Below are 15,959 nucleotides of genomic sequence, written 5' to 3' on the forward strand. Positions count from 1 at the left end.
ACGACAAGGGCTGGCTCATCCGCATAAGGCCCGAAGACATGGCCGCCGTGGACGGACTTCTGTCCGCCGAGGCCTACAGGGCGCTTTTGTAGCGACGGCCCGTCCGTCTTTTTCGGCATGACATGAAAAAGCCGCCTTTGCTGACAAAGGCGGCTTTTCGTGTCGTCGGGGGCGGTTCCGGTCTTTGCGGAACGCGCCTTCCGAAAGAGCTTTGCGGGGGGCGCAAGGGGAAGGCTTTCCGCTGTTTTTTCGGCTTCTTACTTCTTGTCCACGACGAAGAGCTGCATATACCGGCCGCGGCTTGTCTGCACGAGAAGGCGCTTTTCCACGTCGAGCCTGCCTTCCGAAATGACGGCGGGCGGCGTGGTGTCGGTGTCGAGCAGCAGGAAACGCTGTTCCGGCACGTCGGAAAGCGACGCGATCTTCGTGGTGTCGCGGCCGATTTCCCATTCGTCCGTGGGGTCGAAGGGGTCGAAGGAATAGCAGGGAATGCCCTTGAGTTCCGGCATGACGCGCAGTTCCTCAAGCGTGCATGACGGCGGCGTTTTCTGCACCACGGGGCGGGTGGACCCCATGCGGAAGGAGGCTATGCACACGAGAAGCACCATGAGGCAGGACACGGAGACCACGTAGCGCGGGAACTTGAGGCCGAAGGCGCCTAGCATGAGGCAGAGCAGGGCGAACACGGCGCAGGAGAGCGCATGGTCGCGGTGGCTGAAGGCGACAAAGAGGCATATGCCCGCGGCGGCCAGCGTGCCGAGACCGAGGTGAACGGTGATGATGCCCTTCTCGACGCGGGAGAGCGTGCCCTTGTCGAGACCCTGCACCCAGTGCCGCAGAACCTGCGCGCACAGAAGGGCGAGGGGCACCATGGCGGGCATGAGGTAGCGTTCCTTCTTTTCCGGCACGAGCGAGAGCAGAAGAAGCGAGAGCAGGAACCAGCAGAGCATGAACTTCATGTCCGCGCGGTTTTCGTCGCTTTTGTTCAGCCAGCGGTTGAAGAGGCCGGAGAGCGAGACGAGCGCCCATGCGCCCGCAAAGCCGGGGAAGGAGAGATAGAAGAAGAAGGAGGCCGTGTGCATGGTGCTCCAGGCCTTCACTTCGCCCTGCGCCACGTCTGCGGCCACATGAGGCACGGCAAAGTACACGTAGAGGTACCAGAGGGAGCCCAGGAGACAGCCGCCCAGAAGAATGACGGCAAGGCGCTTCCACGGAACGCTGCGGCGAAAGAGAAGAAGAGACGCAAGGAAGGGCAGCAGCATGGTGTAGAGCTGCACGGGGCCCTTGCTGAGCACCGAGGCCGCCATGAGCAGCGTGCCCGCGGCGAGCCACCCCCGGCCCTGCTTCACGAGTCCGACGAGCGCGCCGGTCATGAAGACCACGGAGTAGATGTCCCAGGAATTGGTGGTGCCGAGCTTGAGGGTGAGCAGCATGGAGGCGGCGACGAGTCCGGCGCGGAAGGCTGTTTTTTCATCGCCGAAGAGTTCCTTGCAGAGATCGAAGCAGAACACGCCGAGAAGGCCCGTGACGAGAATGACGGGCAGATGCAGGGCGAACATGGAGGGCGCGGGATCGAGCAGGAAGACGGGAACGGTGAGCCACACGGGCAGCGGCGGCTTGTTGAGGCGTATTTCGGTGAACAGGTGCGGGATGAGCCAGCTGTGATCCAGGGCCATGGACTGGGCGGAAATGAGGTTTCGCGCTTCCATGATGCCGGTGCCGAACACGTAGACGAGCGGCATCAGAAGGAGCAGGGAGAAGACGTAGAGAAAGGTGCGCTGTTTCATGACATGCCTTTGCGTGAAGACTCAGCGGGAACGACGTTGAGAGAGGGAGGCGGCGCGTTCGCTGCGCAGGCCGATGACGATGTTTCTGGCGTAGGCCGCAAGGCCGAGCGCCTGCCCGAGAATGAGCACGATGTCGAGCCTCAGCACGGCGTAGAGACAGATGAGCAGGGAGCCGGTCAGACTGATGACCCAGAAGCCCATGGGCAGCACGGAGACGTGATGCCGCGAGGAATACCACCACTGATACACGAACCTGAGCGTGAAGAGCGCCTGGCTCAGGCATCCGAAAACGAGCAGGGGCAGGGGAATGTCGGGATTCTTGAACAGCGTCTGCGCCACGTCCGCGCCGGAGAGCGCGAGGCTTGCGGCGGCCGCGGGCGGGGTGACGAGAAGCACGAGGCGCACGGGCAGGGCGCATTTCTGCCATATGCCGTTGGCCTTGAGGTTCCACAGATAGACGTAGTAGGAAATGAACTGCCCGAGAATGATGGCAAAGTCGTTTCTCAGCCATCCGTAGATCATGAGCAGGTAGGCCCCGCAGATGCTGAACACCCAGAACAGCGCGGGGGAAATAATTTTTTTTGCCCGTTCGGTCTTTATCCACTGGTGGAGCATTCGCAGGGAGAAGAAGCCCTGGGCGAGCAGGCCCACGCTGGTGACGAGCAGATATTCCTTCATGATGAGTCCTTGCAGAATGTTCCTCTGCCGGGCGGAAGCGGCGGAAGCCGGGATCGCCGGCTCTTTTTCACGTCGGGCGAGCGTCGGCAGCGGGGGCCTGCGTCGGGGAGACTGCCTGCCGATGCGCGTTCTGCCCGCGCGTCATGTCGCCCAGGCGTCCGCCCGGCGGCTCATTTCGTCGTTTGCGCAGCCGTTTCCGGCGGCTTAGTCGTGCCTGAGATTGTCGGCCTTCACCTTGTAGGCGATGTGCCTTTTCTGCATCCAGCGCACGGCGAGGCAGTCCACGAAGGGGGATATGAGCCGGTTGCGCAGGTTGAACTTGGACACGCCCGCCACGCGCGGGAAATGCGACACGTCGATCTGCTTCACCCGGCCGCCCTCAAGCTGGATGAGCGCGGGGAAGAAGCGGTGCATGCCCTTGAAGAAGGGCAGGGCGCGGGCCATGTCGGCGCGCATGACCTTGAGCGGACAGCCGGTGTCGCGCGCGCCGTCCTTGATCATCATGCGGCGGAAGCCGTTGGCGATGCGCGACTGGATCTTCTTGAAGCCCGTGTCCTTGCGTCTGGCGCGCACGCCCGTGACGAGCTCATAGTCGCCGAGGTAGGGCGTGAGCAGATCGAGCTCCTCGGGGGCGGTCTGAAGATCGGCGTCGATGTAGGCGAGATAGGGGGAGCGCACCTGATCCATGCCCGCCTTGAGCGCGCTGCTGAGGCCCGTGTTGCAGGAAAGCTCGATGTAGAAGAAGCCTTCGTGCCCGGCGCAGGCCTCGCGGATGCGCTCGCCGCTTCTGTCGGTGGAGCCGTCGTTGATGAAGAGCACGCAGGAGGACATCTTCGCGCGGGGCAGGTAGGCGGCAAGGCGCGAGGAAAGGGCGGCCATGTTGTCTTCTTCGTTGTATACGGGCACGAGTATGGTCAGATCGTAGGAGGCGGTCTCATTGCTGGTCATGGAGGTTCTCCCCGGCGCGGGATGCGCCGCATGAGTTTGTAGCCTTTGCGGAAGGCTTTCGGCCGGAAGGGGGCCTTTCCCTTCCGGTTCAGGCTCGGGAGCGTCCCGCAGGCGGGACGCCGGCCGTCAGTCTTCGCGTATGGGGTTCTCGTCGGACAGATACCACGCGGCAAAGCGCCGTATGCCTTCGGCAAGCGGCGTGGAGGGGCGGAAGTTCGTCGCCTTCTGCAGCTTGGAGGTGTCGGCGAAGGTCTGGTACACGTCGCCCTTCTGCATGGGCAGCATCTGCATTTCGGCCTTTCTGCCCAGGGCGTCTTCCAGCGTGCGGATGAAGTCCATGAGCTGCATGGGATGCCCGCAGCCCACGTTGTAGATGTCCGTGGGCACGGCGCCTTCGGGCACGCGGTCGATGAGGCGCACCACGGATTCGATGATGTCGTCTATGTAGGTGAAGTCGCGCGAGAGGTTGCCGTTGTTGAACACCTTGATGGGCCTGCCGGCAAGAATGGCCTTCGCAAAGAGCACGGGAGCCATGTCGGGCCTTCCCCAGGGGCCGTACACGGTGAAGAAGCGCAGGCCCGTGGAGGGAATGCGGTAGAGGTGCGCGTACACGTGGGCGATGAGCTCGTCGCAGCGCTTGGTGGCGGCGTAGAGCGACACGGGCGTGTTCACGGGGTCCTGCTCGTTGAAGGGCGTCTTTTCGTTGCCGCCGTACACCGAGCTTGAGGAGGCGAAGAGAAGATGCTTCACCGGATGGGCGCGGCAGCATTCCAGAAGGTTGACGAAGCCGAGCACGTTGCTCTGCACGTAGGAGAAGGGATTTTCCAGGGAGTAGCGCACGCCGGCCTGTCCGGCCAGGTTGACGGCCGCGTCGAAGGAGCCTTCTTCAAAGAGCTTCATGAGGCCGTCGCGGTCCTCAAGGTGCATTTTCACGAAGCGGAAGCCGGGGAAGGTCGCGCTCTGCGTGACGGTTCCGTATTCCGGGTCGGCATCGTTCACGCCGAGCAGCGCGAGGCGCGCGGTCTTGAGACGGGGGGAGTAGTAGTCGTTGATTTCGTCGATGCCCGTGACGCTGTGCCCGGCCTCAAGAAGCCTTCGGGCCAGAAAGCAGCCGATGAATCCGGCCGCGCCGGTGATGAGTATGTTCATGAGCAGTCCTTTTTTCATGCAAACGGCTCCTTGTCCGTGCGGAAGAAGGAGCCGGTGGGCGCAGTGCGCCGGAAAACGGGGCGGGGCGGATCAGCCTATTCTGTAGAAGGCGAATCCGGCCTTTTTCAGGCTTTCTTCCCTGTAGACGTTGCGTCCGTCGAAAATGACCGGGGTCTTCATGGACGCGTACAGCTTCTTCCATTCGGGCAGGCGGAATTCCTTCCATTCCGTGACCACGGCGAGAGCGTCCGCGCCTTCGGCGGCTTCGTACATGCTGCGGGCGAAGGTGACGGAATCGCCGAGAAGGGAGCGGGCCCGGTCCATGGCCACGGGGTCGAACACGCGCACCGCGCAGCCCGCGTCGAGCAGGGCGTTTATGAGCACGAGCGAAGGCGCCTCGCGCATGTCGTCGGTGCCGGGCTTGAAGGCGAGTCCCCATACGGCCACGGTGCGGCCCTTGAGCTCGCCCTTGAAGTGGCGGGAAATTTTTTCAAAGAGCACGGTCTTCTGCCGGGCGTTCACCCTCTCCACGGCTTCGAGCACTTCCATGTCGTAGCCGTGGGCGGCGGCGGTGGCGATGAGGGCCTTCACGTCCTTGGGAAAGCACGAGCCGCCGTAGCCGCAGCCCGCGTACAGGAACTTCGGCCCTATGCGGTGATCCATGCCTATGCCCTTGCGCACCATGTCCACGCTCGCGCCCACGCGCTCGCACAGGTTGGCGATGTCGTTCATGAAGGAAATGCGCGTGGCCAGCATGGCGTTGGCCGTGTACTTGGTGAGCTCGGAAGAGGCTCGATCCATGAACAGAATGCGGTCGCCCGTCATCATGAAGGGGCGGTACAGCTCGCTCATGATGGCGCGGGCCCTTTCGCTCTCCACGCCTATGACCACGCGGTCGGGCATCATGAAGTCGTTCACGGCATGGCCTTCCTTGAGAAATTCGGGATTGGACACCACGTCTGCCGCGGCGCGGGAGCCCCGCTTTTCCAGCTCCTCGCGAAGAATGGCCTCCACCCTGGCGCAGGTGCCCACGGGCACCGTGGACTTCACCACCACCACGAGATCACCCGTCATGAGTTCGCCCACGGAACGGGCCGCGCTGCACACGTAGCTCACGTCGGCGCTGCCGTCCTCGCCCTCGGGCGTGCCCACGGCGATGAAGGCCACGTCGGCCCCTTCGAGACTTTCCTTGAGGGATGTGGTGAAATGAAGTCTGCCCGCCTGCGCGTTGCGGGTGAGCAGTTCCGGCAGGGAGGGTTCATAGATGGGGCAGCCGCCGGCCGTGAGCGTGGTGATCTTGGCCTCGTCCATGTCCATGCACCAGACGTCGAGTCCTACTTCGGAAAAGCATGCGGCCGTCACCAGCCCCACATAGCCCGAACCTATCACAACGATTTTCATCAGTGGTCCTTTGTCGAAGTTGCGTTTCCCGAAGGAAACAGACCGGACGGAGAATCCGTCGGAAGGAAGGCGGAAACGGGCGCGTCGCGCGTTCAGGGCCGTGCTCCTTCGGGGCATGCCTGCGCGGACCGGACGCTGCCGCAAGGGTCGTCAGCTTCCGCCGCGGACAGGCTCCCGCCAGACGGAAAAAGCCGCGCGTTTGCTCCGAAGGCCGGGGGCGGGGGAAACGCCGTGCGTTTTTCCGTCCTTTTGCATCATGAAACTGCGCGGTCTGACTGCACTTTTTATAAGCTTGTTAATATAAGCACGACAGACTGTCAATCGTCGTTACAGTCCGTTACAGAGCGTTCAGGCTCTGCATCATGAACGTTGAAGTTTCCTTATGAATGCAATCAGTCATGCAGAACAGCAAAAAAACGTCGTTGTTTTCGGCAGGGAAGCGGCAATGAAGGATGCTTCGACAGTAATTACCGGCGTTTTTTTCTTCCGTCAGGCGCGGTGTCCGTCAGGGATGACGCTGCGAGCGCGCCGCTTGCCAGAGCCCAGTGAATGTTGTAGCCGCCGAGAAGTCCGGCAACGTTGACGATTTCGCCGCAGAAGAAGAGCCCCGGCACCTTCCGGCTTTCGAGGCGTCGCGAAAGACAGGAGAGCTTCACGCCGCCCGCGGCGGCTTCGGCCTTCTTCAGGCCCTCGGTGCCCGAGGGACGGCAGGAAAATTCATGCACGGCGGCGGCCAGGCGCAGCCTGTCCCTTTTGCCCATTTCCGCGCATTTTTTCCGGGCGAGGTCTTCGGGACACAGGGCGTCGGCAAGGCGCGCTGGCATGAAGCGCGAGAGCATGTTGCGGGCCATGAGTCTGCCGTGTTCCTTTTCGTCGAGCAGTTCGAGCACGGGCAGCTCGGGCAGAAAGTCGAGCATGAGTTCGTCGCCCGCCTTCCAGCGGCAGGAGGCCACGAGCGCGGCCGGGCCGCTCACGCCGCGGTGCGTGAAGAGCAGCGGACGCACGCCCGCGGGATCGGGCCGGAAGCTTTCGCCGTTGCGCCGGATCGAAACGCGCACGTTGATGCTTATGCCTTCAAGACCGGCAAGCGGCCAGTCGCCGGGCATGACGAAGGGCACGAGCACGGCGCGGAAGGGTTCGACGTCGTGTCCCCAGGCGGCGGCAAGCCTCGCCGCGGCGTCGCTTGCGCCCGAGGCGGGCCAGGCCGGGGAGCCTGCGGCAAGCACGAGACGGCGGGCCGTCACCTTTTCCCCTCCGGCAAAGAAGGAAAAGGCGTCTTCGTCGGCGCCGCGTCCGAAGGCGGGAGCGGCGGAGGGCAGAGTGAACGAGGAGGCCGTGCATCCGAGGTAGAAGTCCACGCCCGCGTCGTCGCACTGCACGGCCAGCCTGTCGGCAAGGAAGGCGGCCGGACGCAGTCCGAAGATCTGTCCGAAGTCGCGCTCCTCGAAGGGCAGGCGCAGGGAGCGCAGAAGCTCGAGCGTCCATTCGCAGGGATAGGCGCGCAGCACGGCGCGCACGAACGAAGGATCGTCCGTGACGTAGTGTTCTTCCGAGAGCGTGCGGTTGGTGAAGTTTCCGCGTCCGCCTCCGGCCATGGACAGCTTGACGCCCGGCCGGTCGTGACGGTCCACGATGGCCACGGAAAGACCGCGGCGGGCGGCGTTTCTGGCGCAGATGAGGCCTGCGGGCCCGGCGCCTATGACGGCAACGTCGTAACGGGACATGGTGACTCCTGTAAGAGGGTGGAGGCCGGGCGGCCGGAGGGAACGCCGGCTTTTCTTCCTTCATCCGGGCGCTCCGGGAAGGAAAGGCGCTCCGGGAGGAAGGGCGCGCATGGCTTGCGGCTGTGCTCTGCGGATCCGGCCGGTGCCGCCCTGACAGCCCCGGAAAGACGCTGGAGCGGCGGAACCGGGACGCGCCTGCTTTTGCGCAGGGGAGGGGGGCCGGAGCGTCCGGGCGGGCGGCGCATCGCCGCGTCTGCCGGGCGTTTTTCGTCAGCCCTGCCGGAGCGCGGTGACGAGTGCCACGGCCTTGATGCCCCGAAGCTCCCCGGTGAAGCCGAGCTTTTCTTCCGTGGTGGCCTTGAAGGCCACATGATCAAGGGGCAGATCGAGCAGCCGTGCCACGTTGCGGCGTATGGCGTCGGCTTTGGGAGCGAGCTTCGGTTTCTGCGCCACCACGGTGAGGTCGACGTGCACGAGACGGACATTCGCTTCGGCGGCCAGCGTCATCACGCGGTCGAGCAGCACGACGGAGGAAACGTTGTCGAAGGCAGGGTCGCTGTCGGGGAAAAGACGGCCTATGTCGCCGCCGGCAAAGCAGCCGAGCACGGCGTCCATGAGGGCGTGAAGCAGAACGTCGCCGTCGGAATGGGCGAGGATGAGAAATTCGCCGCCTATTTCCACGCCGCCCAGGGTGAGGGGACGGTTGCCGCCGTAGGCGTGCACGTCGTAGCCGTAGCCGCAGCACGGCAGAAGGGGTTTTTGTTCGGAGAGCAAGGCGAGGTCCCGGGGGTTGGTGATTTTCACGTTGTCGCGGTCGCCGTCGACCACGAGCACGGGCAGATGGCAGCGTTCCAGAAGCGAGGCGTCGTCGGTCACGCTCCAGCCTTCGGCGTCGGCCCGCGCGTGGGCCTCGCGAAGCTGTGAGAGCATGAAGGCCTGCGGCGTCTGCACGGCGCGCAGCGTTTCCCTCTCCGGGGTGCGCGCGACAAGGCCGGAGGCGTCTGTTTCCTTCACGGTGTCGGTGACGGGCACGCCGGGAATGACCCCGGAAATGCCGCCTTCGCGAAGCGCTGCGGCCACCTTCGTCACGAGGGCCGTGCGCAGGAAGGGGCGCGCGCCGTCGTGAATGAGCACGCTTTCGCACGATTCGGGCAGAACGTCGAGGGCGTGGCGCACGGAATCCTGACGACGTTCTCCGCCCTCGGCAAAGCGCAGGGGCACGCCGAGGGACTCCTTGGCGTTGAGCGCGAGAGCCTGCGCTTCTGCCGCGTCGAGCCTGCCTGCGGGAAAGACGAAGACAAGGCCGTGCACCAGCGGCGACGCGGCCATGGCGCGGGCCGGATGCCACCACAGGGGCGCGCCCCTGTAGGGCAGAAACTGCTTGGCCTCGCCGCCCGTGGCCTGCGCCATGCGGCTGCCCTGACCGGCGGCGAGAACGACGCCCCAGCATTCGTGTTCCATGTTGACCTCTCAGGCGAAGGCACGGCCTTCACGCTGCCGGAAAAGCGGGCGACGGGCCGTTGCGGCGCGTTCCGGCAGAAAGAAGGGGAGGGAACTTTCGCTCCCTCCCCATGAAAAAGGAGTCGGACTGTAAGCCGGGTTCTGTACCGCCCGAAGGCGGCGGCTGTCATTCCTCTAGAGACGCGGTTGCCCGCGCCTTCAAGCAACCTACCCGGAAACCATGGGCCGGGCCGGCCGGTTTCCCTATTTGGTCTTGCTTCGGATGGGGTTTGCCTGGCCTGACGTGTCGCCACGCCAGCCGGTGAGCTCTTGCCTCACCGTTTCACCCTTACCGTTCCGAAGAACGGCGGTCTGCTTTCTGTTGCGCTTTCCAGCGGTCGCCCGCTCTGGCCGTTAGCCAGCATCCTGCCCTGCGAAGCCCGGACTTTCCTCCCCGGATCGGATGATCCGCGGCGACAGCCCGTCCGGCTCCATGACATTGGTTTCAAGGGGAATCGCTTCCCGGCCTATTCCGCGCTTTCGGTCCTGACTTCGGGCTTGGGCGCGTCGGGATCCTGGAAGTCGTGCGCCCAGTACATGAGGCGCTGACAGTTGGGGCAGCTCATGATGTGGTTGCCGCGCTGCAGGTCGATGAACACCTGCGGAGGAATGGCGATGTGGCAGCCCGAGCAGATGCCCGCCTCGACGGGAACGATGACCGGATGACGCAGACGGTCGCGGATGAACTCGTAGCGGCTCAGCACGGGCGGAGAAATGAGGGCGGCCACCTCGGCGCGCTTGGCTTCCAGCGCGTCCAGACGGGAGCGGCATTCGGCGATGCGCTTTTCAAGGTTTTCCTGCTGGCTTTCCAGCTCGGCCTTGAGCTCGTTCCAGGTCTCTTCCACGGACTGCAGATTGCTTTCCTGCAGGGAGCGTTCCTCCTGCAGGGCCATGCGTTCCTCCTCGCGGGTCTGGTTCTGCATTTCCATGCTGTCCATCTCGCGGATCATGGCCTGATATTCGCGCTCGTTCTCCACCTGCATGAGCTTGTTCTTGCTGTTCGTCAGGCGGGATTCGTCGTCCTTGATTTCGGAGTCGAGGCGCTTCTGCTGTTCCTGCAGATGCTGGAGCTTGTCCAGAATCCAGTTGCGCTTCGTGTCCTGAGAGTTGAAGCGCTTCTGCAGATTTTCCACGTCCTTGGGCGCGGCGTCCATTTCGCTCTGCACGGCGTGAATGCCGTCGTCCACGTGCTGGAGAGCCACAAGCTGGCGTATCTGTTCGATGTAGAGGCTCACGACAGTACCTCCGGTACTTCAGAAAGAAAGGTCAAGGGCAGGAAGGGATCCCTGCCCGGCAAAAACGTTACCGCCACGCCTTCGAGCTTCGTTTTCAGAAGTTCGGCGAAACGGCGTGTCATTTCTTCTTCCAGGGAGAAATGTCCCACGTCGAGAACGGCCATGGGACAGAAATTCGGGCTGCGCGCGTCATGGCGCGAGGCCAGGGCCAGGGCGTCGTGATACTTCACGTCGCCGGTGATGAAGAGATCGGCTCCCGAGACCGCCGCCTCTTCCAGAAGAGAGGAGCCGGAGCCCGTGCACACGGCAACGCGCCGCACGGTCATGCCGGCATCGCCCACGAGACGGGGAACGGCGCACATCCTCTCAAGCGGCAGGGCGTCGCGCAGAACGGCGCAGAGCGCCTTGAGGCTCAGGGGCTCGGGCAGGTCGCCCGCGCAGCCGAAGCCGCCTTCGATCACGGAGCCGTCGGGCGCGGTGAAGGTGCCCGTTTTTTCCAGAATGACGCGGTTCTCAAGGCCGAGCAGATCGGGCAGCCAGGCGCTCGGTCCCGCAGGGTTGGCGTCCAGCGAGGTGTGGCTCGCGTAGAGCGGCACGTCGTTTCGGTAAAGAATGGAGAGCGCGTCGGTGTAGCCGTTGAGATCGCTCGTCCAGGCGGGGCGCATGGCAAGCGGATGATGCGTGAGCACCATGTCCGCTCCGGCTTCCACGGCCGCGCGGAGCTGTTCGGGCGCGGGGTCGAGGCATACGGCGAGGTGACGTATCTCGGCGCGGGCCGAGGCTACCTGAACGCCGGAATGATCCCAGTCCGCCATAAGCGAAAGGGGAGCCGTCTGTTCGATGATGCTGATGAGCTCGCTCTGTAGCATGGGTGTCGCCTTTTCTGCGCGGGGCAGAATGTCATGGATATGCCGGGGAATTCATATTTCTAGGGAAAGTTCTTCTCTTCGTCAAGCGCCTGTCCGACTTCCCGGCCGGAAGCGGGGAGCAGGGAACGTCGTCTGCGCTTCTTCCGCGCCCCTGCGCGCCGAAAATTCCTCTTGGCCTTCTTCGGACTTTGCGGTAAGGGAACGCCATGCCATCCTTCATTTACATTACCGACGTCTTTTGTCCCTGGTGCTTCGGCTTCGCTCCCGTCATGCAGAAGCTTGTCGAGCGCCGTCGTTTCCCCGTGCGCGTGCTCTGCGGCAATCTTGTGGATGAGCCGGAAGAGACTTCTTCCATGGGCACGCCCCGTCTGCGCGCCTTCTTTCAGCGCCTGTCCGACACCACGGGCCGCACGCTGGGCGGGAACTTTTCCGCCCTGCTCACCGAAGAGGGGAGCGTGGTCATGGACTCCTCGCGTTCCGCGCTGCTCATGGCCGCCCTCAAGAAGGTCGCGCCCGGCCATGCTCTGGAGCAGATGGAGGCCTTCCAGGATGCCTTCTACAAGGACGGGCGCGACGTGCTCGATCCGGCAGTTCAGGCCGACGTTGCCGCGCGCTGGGGCGTCGCCGCGGAGGATCTGAAGCAGGCGCTCGCCTCCGAAGCCGTGCGCGACAAGGCGAAGAAGGACATGGACGAGGCCGAGGAGATGCTCGGCGACTTCGTGGTCTATCCCACGCTTTTCGTGAAGACCGACGACGGGGAACTTCACGCCGTGGCCCGCGGCTTTGCGCCGCTTGAGACCGTGGAGGAAAAAATTGAGGCGGCGCTCGCCTCGGGCGAGTCTCTGAACGCGGTTTCCGGCAGCGCCTGCGGGCTGGACGGCACCTGCTGCATACGCTGAGGCATCGTTTGTTCCGGCGGGCTCTTCGTGCCCGGCCGCGTTTTCGTGCCTCCTTCTTTGGGGAAGGCGCAGAACCTTTTCAGGCACCTTCATCCTCGATGCTCCTTGCGTCTTTTTTCCGCGGGGCGGAAGGCGTTTCGGCGCTTGAACAGCGCATGATAATGCGCTAGACTCGCTTTTTTACCGGCAGGAGCCGGCGACTTCTCCGCAGAGGGGAAGCGCGGCGTCCGTGCAGGCCCCTGGCGCGTCCGCGCGGGCGGGAGCGTCGTTCCTCATTCTTTTAACACGGGAGATCTCGGGATGCGTTTTCTCAACTGTGCCGCGGCCGTTCTGGCCGTCTGCGGTATGGCGCTTGCGCCTCTGGCCTCTTCCGCCCATGCGGAAGAAGCGGCGAAGGACATCAAGGTCGGCTTCATCTATGTTTCCCCTGTGGGCGACGAGGGCTGGTCGTGGACTCATGATCAGGGCCGCAAGATGATGGAAGAGCTGCCCGGCGTGGAAACCACCATGATGGAAAGCGTGCCCGAAGGCCCCGACGCCGAGCGCGCCATCAAGAACATGTGCTCCAAGGGCTACAACGTCATCGTGGCCACGAGCTTCGGCTACATGGACGCCATGGCCAAAATGGCGAAGCGCAATCCCAAGGTCACCTTCCTGCACTGCTCGGGCTACAAGCACAGCGAAAACATGACCTGCTACTTCGGTAGAATGTACCAGGCCCGCTATCTCACCGGCATGGTGGCCGGCGCCATGACGAAGAAGAACGAAATAGGCTACGTGGCCTCCTTCCCCATTCCCGAGGTGGTGCGCGGCATCAACGCCTTCACGCTCGGCGTGCGTGCCGTGAACCCCGACGCGAAGGTGCGCGTGGTGTGGACCCGCACCTGGTACAGCCCCGACGATGAAAAGAAGGCCGCCGAAGGCCTGCTGGACGTCGGCGTGGACGTCATCGCCCAGCATCAGGACTCCGCCGGTCCGCAGACCGCGGCCGAGGCCCGCGGCGCGTATTCCGTGGGCTACAACACCGACATGTCCGCCGCCGCGCCCAAGGCCCATCTTGTGGCCGCCGTGTGGGACTGGAACAAGTTCTACAGGAAGTTCATCGACGAGTACCGCGCCGGCACCTGGAAGAACGGCAACTACTGGTACGGCATAGGCGACGGCATCGTGGACATTTCCGCCTACGGCGACATGGTGCCTGCCGACGTGCGCGCGAAGGTGGAAGGCGTGAAGGCCGACATCATTTCCGGCAAGTATCAGGTGTTCACCGGCCCGGTGAAGGATCAGGAAGGCAAGGTGCGCGTGGCCGAAGGTCAGGTTGCGCCCGACGACATGCTGCTTTCCATGGACTGGTTCGTGGAAGGCGTGATAGGCACGACCAAGTAGTTTTTCAGGAAAGCTCCGCCCGGCGAAGGCGGGGCTTTTTCATTTTCCGGTCCGCGGTTCGCCCCGACCCTTGAGGGGCGGGACAGGCCGCGGCCCTCGGTTCTCCTTTTCCCGGAACTTTTCGGAGCCGGAGATCGGCGGGCCTGCGGGCCCCGGGACCCTGCGGCGGCGTGCCGCCGGGCTCCCTTTTCGGGGGGCATCCCCGCATTTGAAGGCGCCCGCCGCGCCGCCTTTCGGGGCAGGCGCGCAACAAGAAGGCGGACCGAGGGCAAAGCGCCCGCATTCGCCGCATCACATCATTTTTCGGAGGAATCATGGACGGTTTCAGAGTCGTCAGACGGCAGACCCCCCATCGCTGGGTCGGACTTGTCGTGCTGCCGGCGGCGCTTCTCATCGCCCTGGCGTTCTGCTCTCTGCTGCTGATGATTCAGGACAAGTCGCCCGTGGAAGCCGCCGTGGTGCTCTTCCAGGGCGGTTTCGGCAGTCTGTACGCCCTGCAGGACACCATGCTCAAGGCCATTCCCATCTTTCTTTGCTCGCTCGGGGTGTCCATCGCCTTCCGCATGAAGGTGTGGAACATCGGCGCCGAGGGGCAGTTCGCCCTGGGCGGCGTGGGGGCCACCTGGGCCGTGCTCACCTTTCCCGGCCTGCCCATGCCTCTCATGCTCGCGCTCATGCTCGCGTGCGCGGCCGTGACGGGCGGACTGTGGGGCATGCTGCCCGGTCTTCTCAAGCTGAAGTTCGGCCTCAACGAAATCATTTCCACGCTCATGCTCAACTACATAGGCATAGAGTTCATGCGCTACCTCGTGTACGGCCCGTGGAAGGACCCCGGCAGCATGGGCTTTCCCATGACGGCCATGTTTCCCGAGGAGGCCGTGTTTCCCGAGGTGATCGGCTACGTGCACGCAGGGCTCATCGTCTGCGTGATCGCGGCCGTGGCGGTTTCCGTGTTTCTGCAGCGCACGCGGCTCGGCTTCGAGCTGTGCGCCGCGGGCGAAAATCCCAGAGCCGCGCGCTACGCCCGCATTCCCTACGGCTTTCTGCTGGTATTCGTGCTCACGGTGTCCGGCGCGCTCGCGGGCATGGCGGGCTGCGTGGAAGTGTCGGCCACGTTCAACCGGCTCCAGCCCAGCCTGTGCACGGGCTACGGCTACACCGCCATCGTGGTTGCCTGGCTCTCCCGCCTGCGCACGCCTTCCATCGCGCTGTTTTCCATCTTTCTGGCCGGGCTTCTCGTGGGCACCGACAACCTTCAGGTCGATCTGCAGGTGCCCGCGGCCTTCGGCGGCATTCTTGAGGGCTTCATCCTTCTGTGCGTGCTCGCCGGACAGTTCTTCTATTCCTATACCTTCGTGAGAACGGGTCGCAAGCAGGGAGGCGCCGCATGACCTGGGACATCTTCGTTGCGCTGCTTGCCGCCACCGTGCTTGCGGGCACGCCCCTTCTGTACGCCACCATGGGCGAACTCATCACCGAGCGCTCCGGCGTGCTCAACCTCGGCGTGGAAGGCATGATGATCATGGGTGCGTTCTTCGCCTTCATCGTGCAGTTCAAGACGGGCAATCCCTGGCTCGCCACGCTGGCCGCCGGTCTCGGCGCCGCCTGCATAGGCCTGCTGCACGGCGTGGTCTGCCTCGTCTTTCAGGGCAATCAGACCGTGTCGGGACTTGCGCTCACCATCTTCGGCGTCGGCCTTTCCGACTATCTCGGCGCGCCCTTCATCGGTGAGAAGACCGTGGGCTTCCAGCCCTTCGACCTCCCGCTGCTTTCCGACATCCCCGTGCTCGGCGAGGTGCTCTTTCAGCACGATCCTCTCGTGTACCTCTCCTACCTCCTGCCCTGGGCCGTCATGTGGTTCTTCCGCCGCACCTCCCTCGGGCTCGCCCTGTGCGCGTCCGGCGAGTCGCCCGACGCCGTGCAGGCCGCCGGTCTCGATCCGGTGAAGATGCGCTGGCTCGGCATTTTTGCCGGAGCCTTCTTCGTGGGCGTGGGCGGAGCCTACCTTTCCCTGTGCGCCACGCACATGTGGACGCAGAATCTTACCGCGGGCAAGGGATGGATAGCCGTGGCCCTCGTCATCTTCGCCTTCTGGCGGCCGAGACGCGCCATGTTCGGCGCGTACCTTTTCGGCGGCATCATGGCCTTCCAGCTCAGGCTTCAGGCGCTCGGCACCACCATTCCTTCCTCGCTCATGATGATGCTGCCCTATGCCCTCACCATTCTCGCGCTGCTCTTCTCCTCGGCCAGAGGCAAGGGCAGAAGCGCCCCCGCGGCGCTCGGCGAAAACATCGCGCCCGGCGCGTAGCCTCTTTTCCGGCGGGCCGCGCCGCGGAGACTTGCGGCTCCGCCTCCATGGAAGAGGGCGGGGCCGCGTTCTTCA

13 protein-coding genes and 1 other RNA gene are annotated in these 15,959 nt (G+C 64.1%); 4 read left to right on the forward strand and 10 right to left on the reverse strand.

All coding sequences use genetic code 11. The annotated features are described in order from the left end of the window. Positions 1 to 257: 257 nt before the first annotated feature. The 10 genes from QZZ60_RS02605 to QZZ60_RS02650 form a co-directional block, all read right to left on the reverse strand. On the reverse strand, positions 258 to 1,787 hold the full coding sequence (locus QZZ60_RS02605; RefSeq protein ID WP_295637393.1) for a glycosyltransferase family 39 protein: 1,530 nt from the start codon (positions 1,785 to 1,787) through the stop codon (positions 258 to 260). A 21-nt stretch (positions 1,788 to 1,808) separates the two neighbouring features. Further along, positions 1,809 to 2,465 carry a lipid-A-disaccharide synthase N-terminal domain-containing protein gene (locus QZZ60_RS02610; RefSeq protein WP_295637396.1) on the reverse strand — a complete coding sequence of 219 codons (657 nt, stop codon included), beginning with the start codon at positions 2,463 to 2,465 and terminating at the stop codon, positions 1,809 to 1,811. 204 nt (positions 2,466 to 2,669) lie between these two features. Next, positions 2,670 to 3,413: a glycosyltransferase gene (locus QZZ60_RS02615; protein WP_295637400.1), complete on the reverse strand. Its 744-nt coding sequence runs from the start codon at positions 3,411 to 3,413 to the stop codon at positions 2,670 to 2,672. 126 nt (positions 3,414 to 3,539) lie between these two features. After that, on the reverse strand, positions 3,540 to 4,562 hold the full coding sequence (locus QZZ60_RS02620; RefSeq protein WP_295637467.1) for an NAD-dependent epimerase/dehydratase family protein: 1,023 nt from the start codon (positions 4,560 to 4,562) through the stop codon (positions 3,540 to 3,542). A gap of 90 nt (positions 4,563 to 4,652) precedes the next feature. Next, positions 4,653 to 5,963 (reverse strand): UDP-glucose/GDP-mannose dehydrogenase family protein, encoded by a 1,311-nt coding sequence (locus QZZ60_RS02625; protein WP_295637403.1) that lies wholly within the window; start codon positions 5,961 to 5,963, stop codon positions 4,653 to 4,655. A 467-nt stretch (positions 5,964 to 6,430) separates the two neighbouring features. Continuing rightward, on the reverse strand, positions 6,431 to 7,687 hold the full coding sequence (locus QZZ60_RS02630) for an aminoacetone oxidase family FAD-binding enzyme (protein WP_295637405.1): 1,257 nt from the start codon (positions 7,685 to 7,687) through the stop codon (positions 6,431 to 6,433). A 270-nt stretch (positions 7,688 to 7,957) separates the two neighbouring features. Beyond that, positions 7,958 to 9,148, reverse strand: a complete 1,191-nt coding sequence (gene ispD / locus QZZ60_RS02635; protein ID WP_295637409.1) for a 2-C-methyl-D-erythritol 4-phosphate cytidylyltransferase — start codon at positions 9,146 to 9,148, stop codon at positions 7,958 to 7,960. Between the two features lie 114 nt (positions 9,149 to 9,262). Further along, positions 9,263 to 9,620: RNase P RNA component class A (rnpB, locus tag QZZ60_RS02640), an RNA gene on the reverse strand. A gap of 34 nt (positions 9,621 to 9,654) precedes the next feature. Further along, a complete protein-coding gene (locus QZZ60_RS02645; RefSeq protein ID WP_295637412.1) occupies positions 9,655 to 10,422 on the reverse strand; it encodes a C4-type zinc ribbon domain-containing protein in 768 nt (255 codons plus the stop codon). After that, on the reverse strand, positions 10,419 to 11,291 hold the full coding sequence (locus tag QZZ60_RS02650) for a Nif3-like dinuclear metal center hexameric protein (protein WP_295637415.1): 873 nt from the start codon (positions 11,289 to 11,291) through the stop codon (positions 10,419 to 10,421). Before QZZ60_RS02650 ends, QZZ60_RS02645 begins: the two co-directional genes overlap by 4 nt. 206 nt (positions 11,292 to 11,497) lie before the next feature. On the opposite strand from QZZ60_RS02650, the gene QZZ60_RS02655 reads away from it, so the two are divergent. From QZZ60_RS02655 to QZZ60_RS02670, 4 genes are all read left to right on the forward strand, one after another. Then, positions 11,498 to 12,190 (forward strand): DsbA family protein, encoded by a 693-nt coding sequence (locus QZZ60_RS02655; RefSeq protein WP_295637418.1) that lies wholly within the window; start codon positions 11,498 to 11,500, stop codon positions 12,188 to 12,190. A gap of 345 nt (positions 12,191 to 12,535) precedes the next feature. Beyond that, positions 12,536 to 13,576, forward strand: coding sequence for a BMP family ABC transporter substrate-binding protein (locus tag QZZ60_RS02660; protein WP_295637470.1), 1,041 nt, complete (start codon positions 12,536 to 12,538; stop codon positions 13,574 to 13,576). 314 nt (positions 13,577 to 13,890) lie between these two features. Next, a complete protein-coding gene (locus QZZ60_RS02665) occupies positions 13,891 to 14,967 on the forward strand; it encodes an ABC transporter permease (RefSeq protein ID WP_295637420.1) in 1,077 nt (358 codons plus the stop codon). After that, on the forward strand, positions 14,964 to 15,884 hold the full coding sequence (locus QZZ60_RS02670) for an ABC transporter permease (RefSeq protein WP_295637423.1): 921 nt from the start codon (positions 14,964 to 14,966) through the stop codon (positions 15,882 to 15,884). The genes QZZ60_RS02665 and QZZ60_RS02670 overlap by 4 nt, the downstream gene beginning before the upstream one ends. Positions 15,885 to 15,959: the final 75 nt, after the last annotated feature.

This window comes from uncultured Mailhella sp. (genome assembly GCF_905187505.1).
GTDB lineage: Bacteria > Desulfobacterota > Desulfovibrionia > Desulfovibrionales > Desulfovibrionaceae > Mailhella.

Excerpts from the sequence above, each read along its gene's own strand:
- QZZ60_RS02605 (WP_295637393.1), bottom strand. The coding sequence starts at position 1,787 with ATGAAACAGCGCACCTTTCTCTACGTCTTCTCCCTGCTCCTTCTGATG.
- QZZ60_RS02610 (WP_295637396.1), bottom strand. The coding sequence starts at position 2,465 with ATGAAGGAATATCTGCTCGTCACCAGCGTGGGCCTGCTCGCCCAGGGC.
- QZZ60_RS02615 (WP_295637400.1), bottom strand. The coding sequence starts at position 3,413 with ATGACCAGCAATGAGACCGCCTCCTACGATCTGACCATACTCGTGCCC.
- QZZ60_RS02620 (WP_295637467.1), bottom strand. The coding sequence starts at position 4,562 with ATGAACATACTCATCACCGGCGCGGCCGGATTCATCGGCTGCTTTCTG.
- QZZ60_RS02625 (WP_295637403.1), bottom strand. The coding sequence starts at position 5,963 with ATGAAAATCGTTGTGATAGGTTCGGGCTATGTGGGGCTGGTGACGGCC.
- QZZ60_RS02630 (WP_295637405.1), bottom strand. The coding sequence starts at position 7,687 with ATGTCCCGTTACGACGTTGCCGTCATAGGCGCCGGGCCCGCAGGCCTC.
- ispD (WP_295637409.1), bottom strand. The coding sequence starts at position 9,148 with ATGGAACACGAATGCTGGGGCGTCGTTCTCGCCGCCGGTCAGGGCAGC.
- QZZ60_RS02650 (WP_295637415.1), bottom strand. The coding sequence starts at position 11,291 with ATGCTACAGAGCGAGCTCATCAGCATCATCGAACAGACGGCTCCCCTT.
- QZZ60_RS02655 (WP_295637418.1), top strand. The coding sequence starts at position 11,498 with ATGCCATCCTTCATTTACATTACCGACGTCTTTTGTCCCTGGTGCTTC.
- QZZ60_RS02660 (WP_295637470.1), top strand. The coding sequence starts at position 12,536 with ATGGCGCTTGCGCCTCTGGCCTCTTCCGCCCATGCGGAAGAAGCGGCG.
- QZZ60_RS02665 (WP_295637420.1), top strand. The coding sequence starts at position 13,891 with ATGGACGGTTTCAGAGTCGTCAGACGGCAGACCCCCCATCGCTGGGTC.
- QZZ60_RS02670 (WP_295637423.1), top strand. The coding sequence starts at position 14,964 with ATGACCTGGGACATCTTCGTTGCGCTGCTTGCCGCCACCGTGCTTGCG.